This window comes from Oceanospirillum sp., assembly GCF_982874595.1.
Genome location: NZ_CEYNZH010000017.1, coordinates 45,152 through 61,646 on the forward strand (window position 1 = coordinate 45,152; position 16,495 = coordinate 61,646).

Here is a 16,495-nt window from a genome sequence, read left to right on the forward strand (position 1 = left end):
ATTATCCAATATCAGATATCTACTCAGGTTTTAAAGTTCACCGGCAAGGGCTTATTGCAGGGTCAGTCAATTTGCCAAAGCGCTTTCAGGCGCTTAACGGTATGCTCCCACTTAGGGGTTCTCGGGCGGGCGATGGAGTTCTGATTACCAAACAGGCCTACTTCGTTGACAGCCTGATCTGCAGAAACCTTGTACAGCCATTTTACCGGAACAAAGTATTCGGCTTTATCTTCACCCTGCTCTGCTGCCAGGTTGTAATCACCCTTCAGGCTTAATTGCGGGGTTATAAACTCATCAGCGATCACCGCATGGCCGGTGACCTCGGCCACACCGACATAGCCCGTGGCAGGAATATTGACCCAAACCCGATCACCGGGCTTTAGCCCAAACAGGGTTTTGCTGTACCAGCGGCCACCGCCTGCTGAGATAAAGTTGTATTCCGCTGCATCCTGCCAGTTACGGCTGCCGGGGCCTGCACCAAAGCTGGCGTAGAACTCACCATTCCACTGGCCTTTCTGGCGGGTGTTGATGGCGTGTTCTTCGGTTTCTACCGGGTCGATCATCCAGGAGCGGCTCAGGTATTGCTGGCCTCCATCCTGAAATACCGAGAAAAAGACCGCATTGATGGCAATACTGGCCTTATCGTTGAGATAGTTGATGATGCGCTCGGTACTGGCATCCAACTCTGCCGCGACAATCACGATCTGATGGGAACTGTTCAGCTCCTCCTCCACCGGGCGGTTACCAAACTTATCGGCAAAAGCCTGATCGAATTGCGGAGTCAGGCTGTGTTTGGCGGCAAAATCAACGTAAATCTGTACCAACTGGTCAGAGGTCAGGTTTTCCACCCAGCTGGCATAATCGATCGCCTGTGCCACCACATCACGCGGTGTTTTATCCTTTTTCAGCTCGATAATAATCACAGAGCCGGTGGCATCCATCGCCAGCAGGTCGATGATTTTACCGAAATCGGTATACACCTGACGCCCGATCAGCAGCCAGCCGGGGTTCAGAATGGCAATATCCTTGGTGATCTGCTCTTCCAGCAAGGCTTCACTGTTCAGACGCACCGGCGCCAGCGGTTGCGGGGTGTCGCCTATTTTCCAGATACCGTGTTCAACGGCCATAAAACATCCTTTTCTATGGGTTTAATTTGCTGGGTAGAACACCTGTCCATGCTGATGAATATGCTCAAGCAACGCCTCATTCACCAGATGCTCTACAGCGACCAGATCAACCATATAGGGAGTATTCAGATCATCCAGCTGCTGGGCGACCCGGTTCAGGTCAAGGCTCTGTCCGGGCTTCAGAAACACAGCCAGATCAATATCAGAACCTGCTCGATAGCGTCCCGTTGCCCGTGAGCCAAAAATCACCACCTTTTCCAACTGCGGATACTGAGCAAAGACGGCGTTAAAACGCTGGATCAGTTCAGAACTCAGTCCGTACATAGCGCCACCAGCGTCTGAGACAGCTGCTTAAAGCAGCGGGCGTACTGCTCACGAATCTTGGTAAACTCTGTCAGCAGCACAGCTTCATCATAAGCGTGAACCGTCCGGTTACGGCTTTCGATCATATCCATCCAGAGCTGCCCCTCTTCCAGCAACCCAAGATTAAATGCCAACCGAACCGCAGTACGGGAACCGGTAATGTTTTGGTGGCCTTCGTATTCCAGATAATCTTTCAGGGTTTTCCAAGCGAGTTCATGGGTAAACTCGAAACGCTGCAAAACCCCCTCTTTAACGATATTAGGCGCTGATTCATCGTAATCAGTCACGGCCTGAGCCAATTGATTCAGGGCTTTCTGGTAGTTCTGAAACCGCTGTTGCCAGCGGGGAGTTTGGGTTTCAGTCATTGGGCTACCGTTTCTATATACTTGATTAAATTGTTAAGCCGTTTTTGACTCTGAATCCTTAGACCTTTTCGGATGATCTAAATCTAAGCCTGTCATCTTCGATTCCGGCTTATACCTTTCTTTCCTCGGCCACCTAAAACAGTGATGGTATAGGGATCTGTCGTGGAGGAAGTAAAATTCTCTTTTAACCACTCGATATCATCAATTTTCATACCCTTGGTGCCTACTTCAACGGTTTTGACACCACTATTGAACAGCGCCAGATGCATATCGTTGATGTCATCCTCGGATGGTCGACCTCCTGACATTTTCAGCCTTAACCGCTGTAGGATCGGAAAGCTGTGTAGGCCCTGACTGTCGTTGAAAGCATCTGTATCCAGTGTGATACCCAGCGTATGTTCGCTAAATGGAAAACCCTCACGGATTGGCCAACTAAGCCCACTGTCGTACAGGTCAAACTTGATATCAGGGTTTGCTGTCACCAAAATTTCCAGAATCTCATTATTTGACTTGGGAATAGATGACTTCCTGTCGTTAACACTTTCAATTGGTTGAGATTTAAACGTAATCGTATCTAAAGTGGCGGCTAAAGCCGCCAGTTGTTCATCCGTAAATCCGTCCATAAAGAATCCTTTTTAATTTGACTTAAAGCTCACCAGCAAAGGCTTTTTGGCTGAGAGAACTAAAGCACTCATTGTTACCTAGTTCTGAAATATTATTCTTCATATTTAGCCGCTCATAGCGATGATAAAGATTTGTAAATCTCTTTTGCAGTTCAAATGGGGGTACAGGTATTTTCAATTCTTTTAGTTTCTCTGCTGTTAAGTGAGAGAATGTTACTTCTGATACAGAATCAGACAATCCACCAAGCCTAGACATCCAAAAGAAATACTCCTGAATATATTCTGATGTAAGCACTGTTTTATTGGGCCGCACCCTGTGCAAGGCTTTTTGAAAGTAGCAGTCTTCAAGGTTATCCCGCCAAATAGCGCAACGCCCTACATCGCCACCTTCACAGACCAGAAGATCACCATTTTGTAACTTGAACTTCTCTATCTCTTTGTCACTAAAGTCCATTTCAAACATATCTTTCAAATCAAGCTGTCTCCACCTGACATTTGCATTCCTTAAGTATTTCTTCGGTGATTTTCCTTCTTTGGCTTTTTTAGAAAGCATCTTACCTAACTGGCTATCAACCACATCACCAAAACGCTTTATCTCCCACCCCTTCGGATTAGTCACGGGATCACCAAACATATCCAGAAACACCGAGCGCAAAAACTCATCCGCCAGTTCTATCGCCTGTTGGCGTTTGCGACGGATGGCATCGGCTTTATCGAGAATCGCAGCGATACGTTTTTGCTCATCAAGGGGCGGAAGGGGGATTTTTAACTCTGCAAGTTTTCTCTTGTTTAGGGTCGCTCCCATGACAGCTCTGTCTGTAGTCTTAGACGCATCCATTTGAGATAGCGCGTACACCAAATACTCTTTACACAGACTTAATTCATCTATTATTGGCAATGCAGCAATTGCTTCATTTGTATACATCGGTATCTGCGTAATCCCGATTTTTCCAATGCTCAGCTTAAAACTAAAAAGAACTGTCCCTGTTGGGACAAGCTTGATATTAGTTTCCTTTACAGCGAGGTCAGTGATTTGCTCCTTAGTTAGAGATAAATGCAACCCTTGATTCATATCTGCTATTGATAACCACGGATGACCATCTCCCCAGTAGGCTTCTTTAGCTCTGGCGGGAGTTTTTCCTATGTTTATTTCACATAACTCGGATAGAGCAACCAAGGGCCAACTCACAACATCCCCTCCAGCGTTTTCAGATTACTCATTGTTCACCCCCTCTCTGATTCAGCTCCAATGCCAGTTCCCGCTCAATCTGTTCAATACTGGGCAGTTTGTCTTCTAAGTCACTCGGCAGGGCTTGGGTCAGTTGGTATTCTGAAATCCCCATCGGAGTGTCGATGCCTTTTAGCGCATATTCGGCGATCAGTTTGTCTTTGCTGCGACACAACAGCAGGCCAATGGTGGGTTGATCCTGTTCGGTTTTGATCTCGCCATCGACGGCGTTGATATAGAAATTCAGTTTACCGGCATATTCCGGTTTAAAATCGCCGGTTTTAAGCTCGATAACCACGTAGCAATGCAGGCGTACATGGTAGAACAACAGGTCGATATAAAAGTCTTTGTCACCCACGGCCACAGGAACTTGTTTGCCGATGTAGGCGAAGCCTGCTCCCAACTCCAGCAGGAACTGGCTGATATGGCTGACCAGCTCTTTTTCCAGTTCGTGTTCGTTATAGTCTTCGGTTAAGGACAAAAAATCGAACACGTAAGGGTCTTTCAGTGTTTGCTGTGCCAGATCAGACTGTACAGCGGGTAAGGTCTGCTTAAAATTGGTGACGGTGCTTCCCGTGCGCTGCCAAAGCTGGCTTTCCATCTGGTGCGTCAGCACGTTACGGCTCCAGCCATATTGCTGAGTTTGCGCGACGTAAAATAACGCTTCTTCATGGCTTTGAGCTTTGGTGACAATCACAATATTGTGCCACCAGGGAATCTGAAGGCATTGCGTAGCAGCCTGCTTCGCAATTGCTGCGTCACTGTTCCAGAACAAGTACCAGCGACGGATCTGCTCTAGGTTGCGCTTAGAAAAGCCTTTAACATCTGGAAATTCCGCCATCAGGTCTTTACTGAGCTGGGTTAAAAAGCCCTGCCCCCAGGTGCTTGATTGCTGTTTTTCAACAATCTCTTGCCCCAGATGCCAATAAAACTCCAGCAGCTGGGTATTAACCGCAACCGCCGCTTTAAGCTGACGTTGACGAAACGCCTGCTTAAGCGAGCCAAGCCACTGCTGGTATTCGTGATGACTTAACTCCGTCATTACAACATCCCCTCCAGCTCTTTCAGGTCGGCCATAATCTCCTGCTCCAGATCCATCAGGCGGCTGAGGATCACTTTAGGGGCTTCGTAGACCTCTTCCTCGTACACCACTTCTTTGTAGCGGTTGATGGACAGGTCGTATTTATTGGTTTTGATCTCTTCGGCATTGACGATAAAGGCTTTTTGGGTTTTGTCCTGAAAATATGCTCCTGCATTTTCAGGATGAGCGCGTCCCTGCGCGTCATCACTCACTTGGTCAAAATCGAAGTTGCTTTCTACCAGTTGACGGTAGGCTTTCCACTGGCGGATGGCATCCGGCAGGTCGTTACTGCCCTCGCCTTTAAGTGGCGTGCGTTTATCATCTAATGAGAAGCCATCTGCCTGCAGGTCGTAAAACCAAACCCGCTCAGTCGTGCCGCCTTTGGTAAACAGCAGGATCGCGGTACTGACCCCAGCGTAGGGTTTAAACACGCCGGATGGCAGGCTGATAATGCCTTCCAGCTGGTTCTCTTCAATCAGGGTTTTACGCAGCTGCTGGTGCGCCTTGGAGGAGCCAAACAGAACCCCATCCGGTACAACAACGGCTGCACGGCCACCCAGTTTTAACGCCCGCAGGATATGGGCGACAAACAGCAGTTCGGTTTTTTTGGTTTTCACCATGCCCAGTACATCCGGGTTGGTGTTGCTTTCGTCCAGGCTGCCTTTAAACGGTGGGTTGGCCAGAATCACATCAAAGAAGTTCTCCTCCTGACGGGGGAAGTGCTCTTTAATGGATTTGCTCAAGGAGTCCTGATAGAGAATATTGGCGCTGTTAACCCCATGCAGGGCCATGTTCATACTGCTGACCCGCAACATGGTGGTATCAAAGTCAAAGCCCCAGAACATCGCTTTGTTGATATGCTCACGATAGGGTTCCAGCAGGTCACCGGCGTAATGGGTGTTGCCCTCTTCATCCTGCCACTGGCCGCCCTCTGCCTCAGAGCTGGAGTAAACCCGGGTCAGATACTCCATGGTACGGGCGAGAAAACCCGCCGTTCCACAGGCCGGATCACACACGGTTTCGGTGGGCTGCGGGTCTGCTAGTTCGATTATGGCGTCGATAATATGGCGCGGGGTGCGGAACTGACCGTTGATACCGGCGGTGGTCAGTTTACTCAGCAGGTATTCGTAGATATCACCCTTAACGTCGCTTTGGGTCAGGGGCAGCTGATCCACCATCTCAATAGCGCTGACCAATACCGATTCGTTACGGATCTCCAGATCCGCATCCTGCATATATTCACCGATATGCCCCAATGCCTGCTTGGCACTGCCCTCTTCCGCCAGACCTTCCGCCTCAGAACGCTGGCCCAGGGTGGCAAAAAACGGGAACACCTCTTTTTTCAGGTGTTTGTGCAGCTCGGTGCCACTCATATTTTTGAAGTTTTTCCAGCGCAGCAGCTGACCCTCTTTGGTCTCCGGGAACAGGCGATCAAAGCCTTTGCCGGTGCGGGCCGCTTTACGCTCAGCCACTTCTTCCTGCATATCCAGCATACGGGCAAACATCAGGTAGCTGATCTGCTCGATCACCGTTAAAGGGTTGGTGATGCCGCCGGTCCAGAATTTTTCCCAGAGTTTGTCGATATCGTTACGGATTGCGCCTGTTAACATGGGGTATTCTCAGTTGGGTTCTGTGTTTGATTCAAAAAAGGTTTCAGTACGCTGACCAGTTCATCCACGTCATCGGGCTGAAATACGCCATCGATGCCTTCATGGGAAACCGTGGTGAAAGGTGCGTCATACATGTTGTCGATAACAATGCAGCCGTGCTGGGCGATATAGTTTTTCAGCAGATTTATAAAGCGGGTCTGCTGCGCCGTTAATTTGGGGTGTTGATGCAGGAAGCTCTGAAAGTGCTTTTCCACCGCTTCCGGCTGAAGCCCCACCAGCTCACGAAGGGTCAGTTGCAGCTGATCGGCGGTGCGACCATAAAACTCATTCAGTACGTCCAAATTAACGCCGGGGTTACTGGTGAGAATGCTGGAGGTCAGAGTTTGCAGCTCTGCTTCGTCAATCGCTTCACCCTGGCGAATTTTGCCCAGCGTAGGGTTCGCATCCACCATCTGATCCAGAATCGTTTTCAGACGGCGACGGTAGAGCATCGCTTCGTTAGCACCACTGATACGGTACTCGCGTTCGTGCTCTTCAACGCCGCCGTCCTCTGTGCGGGTGGCAGGCATCGTATAGGGTGTGCCGCCACCGCTCTGGCGGTATCGCATTATGCCGCGCAGCTCCAGTCGGGCGTGTTCCAGCTTTTCAATGCTGGGTTGCTGCCAAAAATCCGCACTACGAACTTCAGCGATAACGGCATCCTTCTGGCGCACCGCCTGAATGTTCACAGCAAGCTTATCCAGTTCTGCCAGCAGGGCATCCCGGCCATCATCAAAGCAGCTGGCCTGATCGACCAGACAGCGCTGAATACCGGCGATCAGTTTGTCCAGCTGGGTAGCATGTTTGTCGCTCAGGACCCGGGCGGACATCAGTGGAGCGATCGTTTCCTGCAGCAGATGCTGGGTACCGGCGCTGAACTGCTTTAACAGCTCCGTCTGCTGCAACTGGTGTACATGTCGCAGTTCACGCCGAACCGCAATACTCTGCTCCGGCAGATCGTTAATATCCGCCCGCAGCAGGGCTATGGCGGTATCAAAACCCGCAGCGTGATTTTTCTTTAACGCCGCCTGGGCAAGCTCCAGACGGGCTTCAAAAGTAGTCTGCAGCAGGGATCGGCTGCCGGTGTCTTCCGGTTCTTTGTACTCCTGTTCAAAAAAGTCAAAGTTGCCGTAGTGATCAAAAATAAAAAACTCGGTTTTATGCTTGCCCGGGCCAAACAAATTCGGGCGCAGACGGGTACCACGGCCGATCATCTGCCAGAATTTCACCCAGCTTTTCACAGGCTTAGCAAACACCAGATTGACCACCTCAGGTACGTCGATACCGGTATCCATCATGTCTACCGAGATGGCAATACGGAACTCATTATCCGGCTTTTTAAACTCGGCAATCAGCCCTTCCACATGGGGAATGGCGTTGTGAATCACCTTGCACACTTTGCTGCCGTACTGGGGGTACATATCACAAAACAGCTTTTCCAGATGTTCGGCGTGATCCTGTCGTTGAGCAAAGATGATGGTCTTACCCACTAAAGAGCCGGTTTCATCCCTTATACCCTTGTTCATCAGGTTTTCCAGGATGATGCGGTCGGTACTTTCGCTGAAGATCTTACGACCAATATCTTTTCCGGCGATGGTGGTGTTTTTGGCCTCTTCTTCCCCCAGATCCTCTTCCAGCTGCTTTTGCTGCTCTGGGGTCAGATCTTTGTAGTGAATCCCATCACGCAGAAACTCGGTGCTCAGGTCTTTCACTTTAAAATCCACCAGGTAGGGCGGATCATTGTTAATGGCGTCATCCAGACCAAATTCAAAGGTGGGGTCTGTGGTTTCGCAGCCGAACATATCAAAGGTGTTACGGCTGATAAATTTAACCGGTGTCGCAGTCAGCCCCACCTGCAGCGCATCAAAGTAATCAAACAGGTCGCGGTATTTGTTGTAGATACTGCGGTGGGATTCATCTGCGATAATCAGGTCGAAGAAGCCCACATCCAGCTGACTGAAGCGATTCATCATGCCGGGGTAGGTGGCGATATAGATACGGGCGCTCTGGTCGATTTTGTTGGTTTCACCGATCACACATCGGGGCTCTGAAGGCAGATTCAGCTTAAAGGCATCATCTGCCTGTTTACGCAGCTCTTTACGATCACACAGAAACAGTGCCCGCTTGGCCCAGCCGGTTCGCAACAGCAGTTCAGCCAGTGCGATTGCCACACGGGTTTTACCGGTACCGGTAGCCTGAATAATCAGAGCCTGACGACGCTGGTTCTGAAAATGCGCGGCAACGGTTTTAATCGCTTCAATCTGGTAAGGCCGATCGGCAATTTTCAGCTCGGGATTAAACTGCTCCAGTGCTTTGTCTCGGTAACGGCGCTGATAGATCAGGTACTCCAGGCTGTCTTTACTGTAAAAACCGTAAACCGGCCGATAGGTGTTGTACTGGGCGTCGTCCCAGATAAAGGTTTCGTATCCATTGGAGTAAAAGATCACCGGGCGCTGATAACCCATGCCTTCCAGTGCATCGGCGTAAAAGCGTGCCTGCTCCCGGCCCGCCTGCAGGTTGGTGTTACCGGATTTTTTCGCCTCGACCACCGCCAATGGCTGACCGTCATCGCCCCAGAGCACATAATCCACATAGCCTTTACCGCTGGGGTTCTGTGGGAATTTGACTTCTACTTCCTGACCCACCTGATCCGAATTCCGGGTGTCCCAGCCGGCCTGATGCAGCAAAGTGTCAATCAGAAGGGCGCGGGTTTTGGCTTCATTCCACTGCAGGCTGTCGGCAACAGCCTCACTGGCTTGCTTACGGATCTGCTGTTCCGAATCGCTGGGAACCTCTGTTGACTGCTGATTACGGGCGCGCTCTTTTTCCAGCTGTGCCATCACCCGTTCAAGCTCGTCCTGTTGCTGTTCCAGCTCTTTTTTATAGCCGGATACCGATTTTTCCAGTTTGTTCAATGTGGCGGAGGGCGACGGGATATCCTGAAATTCCGGTAGTGTTTCTTTTTTCTTGCCGTAATATTTAACGGCCATATAGAGCGCCAGCTGATGCGCCGTGCCCAGTGCTAACAGAGCGTTGCGCTGGTCGCCTTCACCACCATGGGCGGTATCATTGCCCTGTACCCGCAGGAAATTGATCTGATAGATCAGTGAACGGCTGACACAATCGGTAAAAACACTGTTTTTGGTCAGTTCATAAAAGCTGGCCTGAGGCAGATGCGGTAAGCGCTCCTCTTTGTAGATCGCTTTCGTGACATGCTCAGCAAAACTGCGCAGGCGGGTTAAAGCACTGCCGGGGTCAATATAAAGCACCGCCTCTGCCAGCCCACCAAGGTTAGCCAGGTATTCATTCTCAGGTCGCAGAAATTCAAAATTCACTGAAGTCATAAAACAGATTCTTTCCATATCACCTTTCACGCTATGCTGAGGTTATCCTTCAGATAGCGAGAGGTGTGCCAATTTCTAGCAACTCGTCAGGAGATGCCGTATTTTTGCATCCAGTTGTTCAAGGTCTGGTAATTTTTTAACCCGAGAAGCTGTGCTGCTTCGGTTTTATTCTGACCCGTTTCAACGAGTGCCTGCGGGATATAGTGCTGACAAATCTCAGCAATAATACCTTGTATATCAACCCCTTGGGATATATCCCGCTGCATAATATCATGGGGCTTATCCGGCTGCTGAAACAGCGCATTCTGCAGTTCGCTGGCGCTCAGGCTATCGCCTTCACTCCATAAAGAAGCCCGGAGCAGAGTTGATCGTAATTCACGGATATTACCCGGCCAGGGGTGGTTCAGAATAACTTTCTTTGCTTCTGCAGAAATTTTCTTATGTTCTGTTTCACTGCCCAAAAGATCGCCATCCTGCTTTGCCATCGCGGCCAGCAAGTTATCCGCTAACAGTATCAGATCCCCCTGACGTTGCCGTAACGGCGGCAGATGCAGCACACCTACGGCTATCCTATAAAACAGATCCTCCCGGAAGCGGCCTTCGCTGACCTCCTGAATCAGATTTTTATGGGTAGCGGTTATCAGGCGGAAGTCACTGCGCTGTTCTTTCTGGCTGCCAAGGGGCGTAAAGCGTTTTTCCTGTAATACCCTTAACAGGCGCACCTGCACGGCTGGGGTCAGCTCGGCAAACTCATCCAGAAACAGCGTGCCACCATCGGCTTGCTCAAAGACACCGGCCTGGTCCCGGTTTGCACCGGTAAAGGCTCCTTTCTTATGGCCAAACAGCATGGAATCCACCAACTCCGGCGCAAAAGCCCCGCAATTAACGGCGATAAAAGGCTGATCTTTTCGGCTACTGGCGTTGTGTATTGCGCGGGCAAACAGCTCTTTTCCGGTACCGGTTTCACCGTCGATCAGAACCGGAACATCTTTGTGGGCCAGAATCTGTGCCTGCTGTTTTAACCGAAGCATAACGGGATTTTGCGTGATGATGTTATCAAAAGCCGCATCGGTTGGTGCTTCGCTCAGGTTAAGCTGTTGCAGGGTTTTATCAGACAGATGTGTTGCAGAAGGAATATATTCAGCTGCGATCTCAAAAGGGATTTTGACCTGTTCAACACCTTTTTCACGGGATGCCTGATAAAAGCGCGAAGGAAACTGAGTTTTTCCCAACAGAATCCAGATCGCCTGCATGGCCGGTGTTCCGGGGCTGATAAGAATCGCAGGGGTAAGCCCCTCGCCTACCAGATCCTGCAAAAAATGACGGCTGGCATGATAGATGGCTTCGTAATCAACAGGGGACGCAAGATCTGCAAAACGGGCGTTAATCTCTGCATCAGGAAAGCGTGATCTTAACACCTGAAGGTAAGGTTCAGTCTGGCTTTCGGGATAGCTGAAAATCAGCTCAGCCCGCGTAAACGAAACCGCTGACAGAGTATCAATAATAGGGCCGGTATAACCTTCCGTAACCGCTTTCAGATCATGGGCACCGATCCAACTGACAAGCACCTGATCTGTATTACTTAGCTGTGACATCACAGAGCGTTCCATTGCATAGAGAGCGTGATAATAACAAATATGCAAACTACCTGATTTTTATCGAATTTTCATCATCTAAGGTGATTTGGAGAGGTCGCCTGCAGCGCAAAACAAGATTTTGACATTTTGCCGAAACTTTAGTCGTGCCAGTGTTGTATCATTTGTAAATTGTGAGTATTTAGGGGGGGTAACAAGCTCCGTCTCGCATAAAGACTTTTCTGGATCGCTAATCAATGGACTGAATAATGAAAAAGATTTTGCTCTTCATCCTGTTCACATCTTTCGTAAGCAACACTTATGCAGATCGTGAAGATGCAACTGCGGCTCTTGCAGCCGGAATTGTGCTTACTGCAATAGCTTTATCTGATCAGTGTGAAACCACTGATTACAAAAACTTTAAGCCGAACACCCTGACAACGGCCCTTCCTGGAAACGCCATTGTCGATCAAAAACAAAATGCGTGCCGACAAGAAAAGCTTATCCTGAAAAGCCCGATAGCTTCCTCAAATCAGAACCATGATATTGATCTCAAGGTTGGTGACTCAATTTTCAGGCCGGAAGAAGGTCGGTTGCAGTCAATTGAGATCGGCAAAGATACATTTGGAGACCCCCTAAGGATTTCAGTTGATTCTTCTGGTGTTGTCAGTAGTCATAAATCGATATTTTCAGCGATTAATGGTAAACAGTTGTTTACTCCCAGAGATTATATTTTGGTCAGAGAAGAGACATTTTCTCAGGAACTGATATACACCGGCATCTCTGAAAATACCGTCTATTTTTTATATCGTGAGTTTTCCGGCTCCATGATACGGTATCCGTTCAATGTAGAGCTAAGATTTGACCTATCCAAGTCCAACATTATTAACATTAAAAACTGGAGTATTGAGATAGCTTCAGCTGACAATCAAAGCATCAAATACACTGTGAAGGAATAGATCAAAAGCTAATTTCTTGATCATCCCTACTTCGTCTTGCAGCTGAACTGCTGAATGTTTTCCGGCCAACGCTTGTTAAGCAACTAGATGATGGCAGAGCTCTTTTCACCGTTCCGGCAATTACCACAAGGTGCGATCTTCGACACTATCAGGAGGTTCTGGAAAAGAGCCGCCTTTTAACAGCCTGGAAGAGCTCACCGCTCAGGATAAGGAGCTGGGACTGGGTTGCTGATGAGTTCCAACTGCACCATCCTCTACGATGCCTTTGTGCATGAGGGATATTTCATGAATGCCGGATATTAAGAAGTGCCTGCGTTACGCTTTGAATGTACAGGTATACATAATGGTATTTTTTTCCCAGAACAATCGGCTCTAGTTTCTTCCAGTCTAAGTTCAGGTAATCGTGGATGATAGCGTTTCGCATACCCACAGCGCCGCGAATATCATTAATATCGGGGGCTGTCAGAGCCAAATGCTCATAAACGCGCTCAATACTTGCGCGAGCTTCCGAAGGGACAGGTTTTCCATGAGCTTTCAAATAGTGCTTGGAGCAACCAATAGCGGATTCAACAATAACCTGTATGCTCCGCTCTACGGCACTGCGTTCATTGAAGCTCAGTGGCCGCTGCTCCAACATGGAACTGAGCTCATCTAAGCCACTTAGATATTGCTCAACCTGTTCGGTCAGAGCCATAACATAAGGTTCAAAATTAAGCTCGGTTTTTGAGGTATTCATATCGGTACTCTTCCCATAGCGACCAAACTCTCGACTGCTCAGAATGTATACGCAGTGGATTAGTGGACATGATAATCTCACCTTCCTGTATAATGTTGTAAGCCAAGGGAATCGGAATCTGGTTGATATCTACAATGGAGACTTTTGCGTTGACCTGTTCCATCCATTGAAATGCAAGATCCTCTGTGAAATAGGGCGCTCGCTTTGCAGGTAATGCCTGAAAGGCAATGGCCAGATCGAAATCACTATCAGCATCTGCGGTACCTTTAGCTCGTGAACCGTATAGCCATACAACTTCGATGCTGGCATCTGACTCAGCCAGTTTTTTTAGTGCATCAAGCGTATGCTTCTGATTCATAATCCAACTCCCGGCAATTCAGATCCATTCTATCTTTAATACGATATTCGTGTCACAAAACAGCTCCTGGTTCTAACAGAAGTTGGCCCCAACATATCCCCAACGAAAAAAGCCCGTAATCCTGATTGCTCAGAGTTACGGGCTTTTAAATTTGGTAGACATGACTGGATTCGAACCAGCGACCCCTACCATGTCAAGGTAGTGCTCTAACCAACTGAGCTACACGTCTTTGATGGAGTGCATTATAAGGATAACTTTCTGTTAAGCAACACTTTTTTCGAAAAAATTATCCAGCACTATCAAAGTTGGGCCAGAATGGTCTCTGCACTGCTTTTATCAACGCCTTTGTCATCAACACCCAAATATTCCACGACTCCGTCATTCAGGATCATCGCATAACGTTGAGAGCGAACACCAAACTGAACTTCAGTCAGGTCTTTTTCGAGACCTACGGCTTCAGCCAGATTACCAATGCCGTCTGCCAGCATGATGATCTCTTCCGCATTCTGGTGCTTGCCCCAAGCATCCATAACGAAGGCATCATTGACGGACGTACAGATAATCGAATCAACCCCTTTTGCTTTGATGGCATCGGCATTAACAACAAAGCCCGGTAGATGAGTCACGGAACAACCTGGTGTAAAGGCTCCGGGTACTGCAAAGAGAACAACTTTCTTTCCCGCCAGAAGATCGTCAGTTTGTACCGATTCCGGGCCCTGTTCGCCCATTACTTTCAATTCTACATTTGGAACTTTTTCACCAATCTGAATAGACATAGATACCTCTAGCTTTTGGATGTCTGATTTTTATTACGATGCAAGACAGGAGTGTTTCGGATCATTGATCTGTCAAAACTGACTCCTCAAGCAACCTATACAACTTTAATGTCCTAGTAAATTACTAGGTGATGGCAAACACCTGGATTTCAACCCCATTCTTTTGTCGTAATCATCTTTAATTCATTATTTTGTTGTGATACGTAACTTTAGCCTACTCCCCAATACCTGTAAGCCTTGGGTTACACCTTGTGCTGTCCAATGATGGATTTTATCGGAATAAATAAACAACAGAACTGATCCTTTGCTACCTTTTGAAGGTTAGTGATCCGTTCTGCTGTTGTGCAGTGCCTATTACGCTGCAAGGGAGTTTTGCATGAAGCGATTATTTATCGTCGAAGATGAGGCCATTATTGCAATGGACCTTGCTGAGCAACTTGAGGAGTTCGGCTTTGATGTGGTGGGTATTGCCCACGATGGTGAATCAGCGATTCAGCAGTTGCAGGATCTGAACCCGGATCTGATTCTGATGGATATTGTTCTCGGGAATGGTATTGACGGAATTGAGACCGCTGAGGAAGTTCTTAAGACGCGCTCTATCCCTATCATTTTTCTGACCGCGTTCAGCGATCCCAGCACGGTTGCCCGTGCTGCAAAGGTTGCTCCTTACGGCTATATTACCAAGCCTTACAATGCCCAGTCATTACGAGCCAGTATTGAAGTTGCGCTGACCAAACATCAGCTGGAGTTTAAGCTTCTTTATAAGGAACGCTGGTTTTCTAATATTCTTCACGCAGTGCATGATGGGATCGTTGCTGTCGGAATTGACGGCCTGATCCATTTTGCTAATCAGGAGGCCTGTCGCCTATTAGAAGTCAGCAGCGTTGATGAGCTGATGAAAAAAGATATCAGCCAATTAATACACTTATACGATCATTATGGCTCGCTGGTGACAACATCGCCCGTCGCCAGTGCTATGCAGCGCAATGCTGTTATGCCAATTATTTTTAATGGCTCAATAAAAAATATCACTACAGGCCATCGTATTTTCATCGATTACTCAGCCGCCCCTGTTCGGGGGCATTCCAACCGCGTAATTGGTGGGCTGTTTGTGCTCAGAGATGCATCCCACAGGCTGCAGATTGAGTCAGAAATCAGAAAAAGTGATAGCCGGTTTCAGGCCGCATTCAATAACTCTTCTGTAGGCGTTGCCCTAGTATCATTGAATGGTGAGTTAATTGAATTTAATAGTGCATTCAAAGAACTTTTCGAACTACCTGAAGCAGCCAATATTCATATCTCAGAGGTGATGAACCTTTCTTACAATGACCGAACAAAAATTCAGGATGGTCATCTGTCTCTCTTATCGGGGCAATCAGCTAATTTTCAGCAAGAACTGAAACCAGAGTCCAATGAAGGGCGCTGGATGATGATTAATATCACTCTTCTGCACGATAAAGAGTCTAATCCCAGTTATTATTTTTATCAGATCTACGATCAGACAGACCGCAAGCGAGCAGAGCAAAAATTATTCCATTTGGCAAATTACGATGCTCTGACAGGCCTGATGAACATTTCCCAAATCAGAGATGAAATCAACCATCTGATCGAAGTGAACGAATATGAGCAAAGCGGTATTGCAATCATCACTTTGGATATTGATAGTTTTGATGGCATCAATGATGAGTATGGAGTCGCAGTGGGTGACAGGGTTCTGTCAGAAGTAGCGACTCGCCTTAGTGATATTGGCCATTACAATCTTGCCGTTGGGCGGCTGTCGGGTGACCGGTTTGCCTTAATTATCAGTGCTCTTGAGAGCGTTAATCAGGCGATGTTCATCACAAACCGTGCCCTGGATGAGATAAAAGAGCCCTATTTTCATGGTTCCGAAGAGATATTAATGACAGCGTGTGCAGGGATTGCCATTGCGCCTAATGATGGTGCCAACGCGGATGAATTGCTCAATGCCAGCGCTTCAGCGCTGCGCTTAGCGAAGATAAATGGTAATAGTCAGATCCATTTTTACAATCATTCGTTGGCTGAAAATGTCAAAGGCCGTATTAATAACGAAATCCGTATCGCCAGCGCCCTCTCTGAAAGCAAACTGGTTTGTGAGTTTTTACAGGCCGAGTCGATTCATACCGGTTCGCCACAGTCCGTGATTAAGGTGCTGGTTTATTGGCCGGAACGGGATTATTACCTTACCCCCGAAAGTTTCTTTAATATTGCTGATTACAGTGGTTTATCCCGAAATCTGCTGGTAGCTGTCATTCATAAGGTCTGCGAGAGCTTATTACGCCTTCCTGCGGATG

General features: G+C 48.2%; 14 protein-coding genes and 1 tRNA gene. 2 read left to right on the top strand and 13 right to left on the bottom strand.

Translation table 11 applies throughout. From position 1 onward, the window contains the following. Positions 1-62: 62 nt before the first annotated feature. The 9 genes from AC4GL5_RS09715 to AC4GL5_RS09755 form a co-directional block, all read right to left on the bottom strand. The gene (locus AC4GL5_RS09715) at positions 63-1,127 is read right to left on the bottom strand and encodes an endonuclease NucS domain-containing protein (RefSeq protein ID WP_490382583.1); all 1,065 of its coding nucleotides are present in this window, start codon (positions 1,125-1,127) and stop codon (positions 63-65) included. Positions 1,128-1,148: 21 nt separating this feature from the next. After that, positions 1,149-1,451, bottom strand: coding sequence for a nucleotidyltransferase family protein (locus AC4GL5_RS09720; protein ID WP_490382584.1), 303 nt, complete (start codon positions 1,449-1,451; stop codon positions 1,149-1,151). Then, the gene (locus tag AC4GL5_RS09725) at positions 1,439-1,855 is read right to left on the bottom strand and encodes a nucleotidyltransferase substrate binding protein (protein ID WP_490382585.1); all 417 of its coding nucleotides are present in this window, start codon (positions 1,853-1,855) and stop codon (positions 1,439-1,441) included. Before AC4GL5_RS09725 ends, AC4GL5_RS09720 begins: the two co-directional genes overlap by 13 nt. 92 nt (positions 1,856-1,947) lie before the next feature. Further along, complete coding sequence (locus AC4GL5_RS09730) at positions 1,948-2,478, bottom strand: hypothetical protein (protein WP_490382586.1); 531 nt, start codon at positions 2,476-2,478, stop codon at positions 1,948-1,950. Between the two features lie 22 nt (positions 2,479-2,500). Continuing rightward, positions 2,501-3,667, bottom strand: coding sequence for a restriction endonuclease subunit S (locus AC4GL5_RS09735; protein WP_490382587.1), 1,167 nt, complete (start codon positions 3,665-3,667; stop codon positions 2,501-2,503). A 28-nt stretch (positions 3,668-3,695) separates the two neighbouring features. Further along, positions 3,696-4,748, bottom strand: a complete 1,053-nt coding sequence (locus tag AC4GL5_RS09740) for a PDDEXK nuclease domain-containing protein (RefSeq protein ID WP_490382588.1) — start codon at positions 4,746-4,748, stop codon at positions 3,696-3,698. After that, on the bottom strand, positions 4,748-6,397 hold the full coding sequence (locus tag AC4GL5_RS09745; RefSeq protein WP_490382589.1) for a type I restriction-modification system subunit M: 1,650 nt from the start codon (positions 6,395-6,397) through the stop codon (positions 4,748-4,750). Before AC4GL5_RS09745 ends, AC4GL5_RS09740 begins: the two co-directional genes overlap by 1 nt. Further along, the gene (locus tag AC4GL5_RS09750; RefSeq protein ID WP_490382590.1) at positions 6,391-9,780 is read right to left on the bottom strand and encodes a type I restriction endonuclease subunit R; all 3,390 of its coding nucleotides are present in this window, start codon (positions 9,778-9,780) and stop codon (positions 6,391-6,393) included. The genes AC4GL5_RS09745 and AC4GL5_RS09750 overlap by 7 nt, the downstream gene beginning before the upstream one ends. 86 nt (positions 9,781-9,866) lie before the next feature. Beyond that, positions 9,867-11,375: a sigma-54 interaction domain-containing protein gene (locus AC4GL5_RS09755; RefSeq protein WP_490382591.1), complete on the bottom strand. Its 1,509-nt coding sequence runs from the start codon at positions 11,373-11,375 to the stop codon at positions 9,867-9,869. Between the two features lie 248 nt (positions 11,376-11,623). On the opposite strand from AC4GL5_RS09755, the gene AC4GL5_RS09760 reads away from it, so the two are divergent. Further along, positions 11,624-12,313: a hypothetical protein gene (locus tag AC4GL5_RS09760; RefSeq protein ID WP_490382592.1), complete on the top strand. Its 690-nt coding sequence runs from the start codon at positions 11,624-11,626 to the stop codon at positions 12,311-12,313. A gap of 283 nt (positions 12,314-12,596) precedes the next feature. Here the strand turns inward: AC4GL5_RS09760 and hepT are convergent, their stop codons facing one another. The 4 genes from hepT to AC4GL5_RS09780 form a co-directional block, all read right to left on the bottom strand. After that, complete coding sequence (hepT, locus tag AC4GL5_RS09765) at positions 12,597-13,049, bottom strand: type VII toxin-antitoxin system HepT family RNase toxin (protein WP_490382593.1); 453 nt, start codon at positions 13,047-13,049, stop codon at positions 12,597-12,599. Beyond that, complete coding sequence (gene mntA, locus AC4GL5_RS09770) at positions 13,024-13,407, bottom strand: type VII toxin-antitoxin system MntA family adenylyltransferase antitoxin (protein ID WP_490382594.1); 384 nt, start codon at positions 13,405-13,407, stop codon at positions 13,024-13,026. Before mntA ends, hepT begins: the two co-directional genes overlap by 26 nt. A gap of 152 nt (positions 13,408-13,559) precedes the next feature. Then, positions 13,560-13,636, bottom strand: a tRNA-Val gene (locus AC4GL5_RS09775). 70 nt (positions 13,637-13,706) lie between these two features. After that, positions 13,707-14,183: a peroxiredoxin gene (locus tag AC4GL5_RS09780; RefSeq protein ID WP_490382595.1), complete on the bottom strand. Its 477-nt coding sequence runs from the start codon at positions 14,181-14,183 to the stop codon at positions 13,707-13,709. Positions 14,184-14,559: 376 nt separating this feature from the next. Between AC4GL5_RS09780 and AC4GL5_RS09785 the strand changes: the two genes are divergently transcribed. Then, the coding region (locus AC4GL5_RS09785) for a GGDEF domain-containing response regulator (RefSeq protein ID WP_490382596.1) at positions 14,560-16,495 on the top strand (1,936 nt) is incomplete at its 3' end.